This is a genomic window from Actinomycetota bacterium (assembly GCA_030776725.1).
In the GTDB taxonomy this organism is placed as follows: domain Bacteria; phylum Actinomycetota; class Nitriliruptoria; order Nitriliruptorales; family JAHWKO01; genus JAHWKW01.
In genome coordinates, this window is sequence record JALYHG010000128.1 from 1 (window position 1) to 2,779 (window position 2,779).

Annotated in this window: 3 protein-coding genes and 1 tRNA gene; 2 read left to right on the forward strand and 2 right to left on the reverse strand. The window is 71.8% G+C overall.

Annotated features, from left to right (window positions below):
* Window positions 1-10: 10 nt before the first annotated feature.
* Window positions 11-99: transfer RNA gene (locus tag M3N57_06010), tRNA-Ser, on the reverse strand.
* 175 nt (window positions 100-274) lie between these two features.
* Between M3N57_06010 and M3N57_06015 the strand changes: the two genes are divergently transcribed.
* A complete protein-coding gene (locus M3N57_06015; GenBank protein ID MDP9022250.1) occupies window positions 275-703 on the forward strand; it encodes an OsmC family protein in 429 nt (142 codons plus the stop codon).
* A gap of 79 nt (window positions 704-782) precedes the next feature.
* Here M3N57_06015 and M3N57_06020 read toward each other — a convergent pair whose 3' ends face one another.
* Window positions 783-1,835, reverse strand: a complete 1,053-nt coding sequence (locus M3N57_06020) for a hypothetical protein (protein MDP9022251.1) — start codon at window positions 1,833-1,835, stop codon at window positions 783-785.
* A gap of 93 nt (window positions 1,836-1,928) precedes the next feature.
* Between M3N57_06020 and M3N57_06025 the strand changes: the two genes are divergently transcribed.
* Window positions 1,929-2,779 (forward strand): TIGR03557 family F420-dependent LLM class oxidoreductase (locus tag M3N57_06025; GenBank protein MDP9022252.1); only part of this gene is annotated, 851 nt, incomplete at its 3' end.

Below are 2,779 nucleotides of genomic sequence, written 5' to 3' on the forward strand. Positions count from 1 at the left end.
GTGGGTGAAGCGGAGGCTGAGGGATTCGAACCCTCGAGGGGCTTGAGCCCCAACGGGATTAGCAATCCCGCGCCATAGACCAGACTAGGCGAAGCCTCCGGAGACCGCACCGAACGACCACGGCAGCGTACCGGCCGCACCACTCGGCGACGAGCCCCACGGACCGACGCCGCCCCGAACCGAACCGCCCCGCGTACGGGAGCCTGACCCACATCCGGACCGCACGAACCGTACGGTCGGCAGCGAAGGCCACAACAGCAACGGAGGACCGGATATGCCGACACGCACCGCCGAGGCTCGCTGGGAGGGAACGCTCGACGAGGGCAAAGGCACGCTGCGGCTGCCGAGCCAGGACTACGAGGGTCCGTACTCCAAAGGTTCGCGCTTCGCCGACGCCGCCGGGACCAACCCCGAGGAACTCGTCGGCGCCGCCCACGCGGGGTGCTTCTCGATGTTCCTGTCAGCACTGCTGTCGGACGCCGGGTACGAGCCCAACAGCATCGCCACCACCGCTGACGTCACGATCGAGACGACCGACGCCGGACCGACCATCACCCGGATCGACCTACGCACCGAAGCGGACGTCCCAGGCCTCGATGAGGACGAGTTCCGTGACAAGGTCCAGGCGGCCAAGCAGGACTGCCCGGTGTCCAAGGCCCTGGCCGGGGTCGGGGAGGTCACCGTCGAGGCGTCGCTGCCCTAGCGCGGCCGCCGCGACGCGAGGGCCGACGGCACGTGAGGGCGGACGTCAACGCCCCACGCGCCCCGCGAACCGGAACCGGTCAGGCACGCTCGCCCGGGCGGTCCGAGCGCGGACCGGGCATCTCGCGTCGCCCCGGCAGCGGCTCGCCCCAGTCGTCGCTGCTGCGCTCCTCGGGCCGTCCCGCCTTGGTCGGCATGAACTCCCGTGCCGGGGTCGGCCGCCCCGGCTCGCGCTCCGCTACCTCGTCGACGGCGACCCACGTCCCCGCCGCGGTGGCGTAGATCGTGCCGTCCTCGCCCACCAAGGCGGACACCCCATGCAGGTAACGGTCGGGGTCATCGGCGTCGAACTCGAGCGACCGGCCGCTGGCGCCCTCGAACCCGACCGTGCGCAGCACGGTGCTGGGCCGCGCGTCGGCGTGGAAATGGACGTCGAGGTCAACCAGCGTCGCCCCCGACTCGGGGCGGGCGCCGAGCTGCTCACGGCAAGCCCACAACGTCGGGCAGGCCAGCATCGCGCAGATCAACAGCGGTGAGACCGCCGGCGCGGCCGGCCCACCTTCGGCGTAGCGCTCGTCGGCGATCAGCCTGGAGACCACCCGCCCGTCGGCGAACCACCCGGGGACCAGCTGGAGTCCTTCGGGGTTGTCCTGGCCGCACACCCAGCAGTCCGCGAACAGCTCGTGGGATTCGGCGTCGGGCTTGGGCACAGCTGCCAACTGCCGCGCGTCGGCGAGGTCGGGTGCCGGCTCATACCCCCCGAACCGCACGACCCCCTCCGCCAACCGTTCGACCGTGTCGGTCTCGAGGTCCGCGGGGAGCAGCCGATGGATGGTGGCCTGGTGGGCGGCTTCCTCTCCCGGACGGAGCACGACCTGCAGGTGATCGCCGAGCGGCACCGGCCGGCGCACCGAGACCGCCACCGACGTGGGCGGCTGGGTGTCCAGCCCCAGCAAGCGGCCGGCTGCGACCACGGCGGCCGCGGCGACGCCGCCGTGCAGGTACCCGGGGGACTTGTGGTACTTGGTCGCCGGGTAGAACGCCCGCTCGAGGCTGCCCCCATCGCGCTCGGTGGTGTGGTGTCCCCAACTCAGCTCCAGCAGCGGTGGTCCGGTCGTGACCAGGTCGGTCATCGGCTGTCTCCCTCGGATCCGGCGTCAGCCCCAGCATTCCGGCCTGAGCGGGCATCCCCCGATGCCCGAACGTCCGAACCTGGTTCGGCGCCCGTGCCCCGCACGCGCCAACCTCGCCTCATCCTCCCGGAGGTCGCCATGGAACTCGGCTACCACCTGTCGGCCGAGGAGCACGGCCCCGACAAGCTCGTTCGCACCGCTGTGCGCGCCGAGGAGGCGGGCTTCACGTTCGCGCTCGTCTCCGACCACTACCACCCGTGGCTCGAGGCCCAGGGCGAGAGCCCGTTCGTCTGGGTCGTCGTCGGGATGCTGGCGCGGGCGACACGGCGGATGCGGATCGGCACCGGCGTGACCTGCCCGACGATGCGCATGCACCCGGCCATCGTGGCGCACGCGGCGGCGACCGCCGCGGTGGCGCTCGGCGGCCGGTTCTTCCTCGGGGTGGGGTCAGGTGAGTGGCTGAACGAGCACATCCTGGGCGGTCGTTGGCCACCACCCGGCGTCCGCCTCGACATGCTCGAAGAGGCGATCCAGGTGATCCGCGAGCTGTGGTCGCAAGACGCCGTCACCCACCGGGGGACGCACTTCACGGTCGAAGACGCCCGACTGTACACCCGACCGGATCGCCCGCCGCCGCTGCTGGTCGCAGCCAGCGGACCCCGTTCGACCTCGATCGCCGCGGAGCACGGTGACGGGGTGATCGCCATCAGCCCCGACGTGGTCGAACGGTTCGTGGAAGCCGCCGGCCAGGACGCCCCCCGCTACGCGAAGCTGACCGTGTGCTGGGCCCAGGACGAGGACGAAGCTCGGCGCACCGCCCTGCGGTGGTGGGGCAACGACGGGATGGGACCGTTGGGCACCGACCTGCGCACGGTCCAACATTTCGAGGCTGCCCTGGCCCGTATGCGCGACGACGCCGCGATCGCCGGTGTGTTGACCGGACC

Bases quoted from the DNA above. Each gene is read 5' to 3' on its own strand.
- M3N57_06015 (MDP9022250.1), top strand. From the start codon at position 275: ATGCCGACACGCACCGCCGAGGCTCGCTGGGAGGGAACGCTCGACGAG.
- M3N57_06020 (MDP9022251.1), bottom strand. From the start codon at position 1,835: ATGACCGACCTGGTCACGACCGGACCACCGCTGCTGGAGCTGAGTTGG.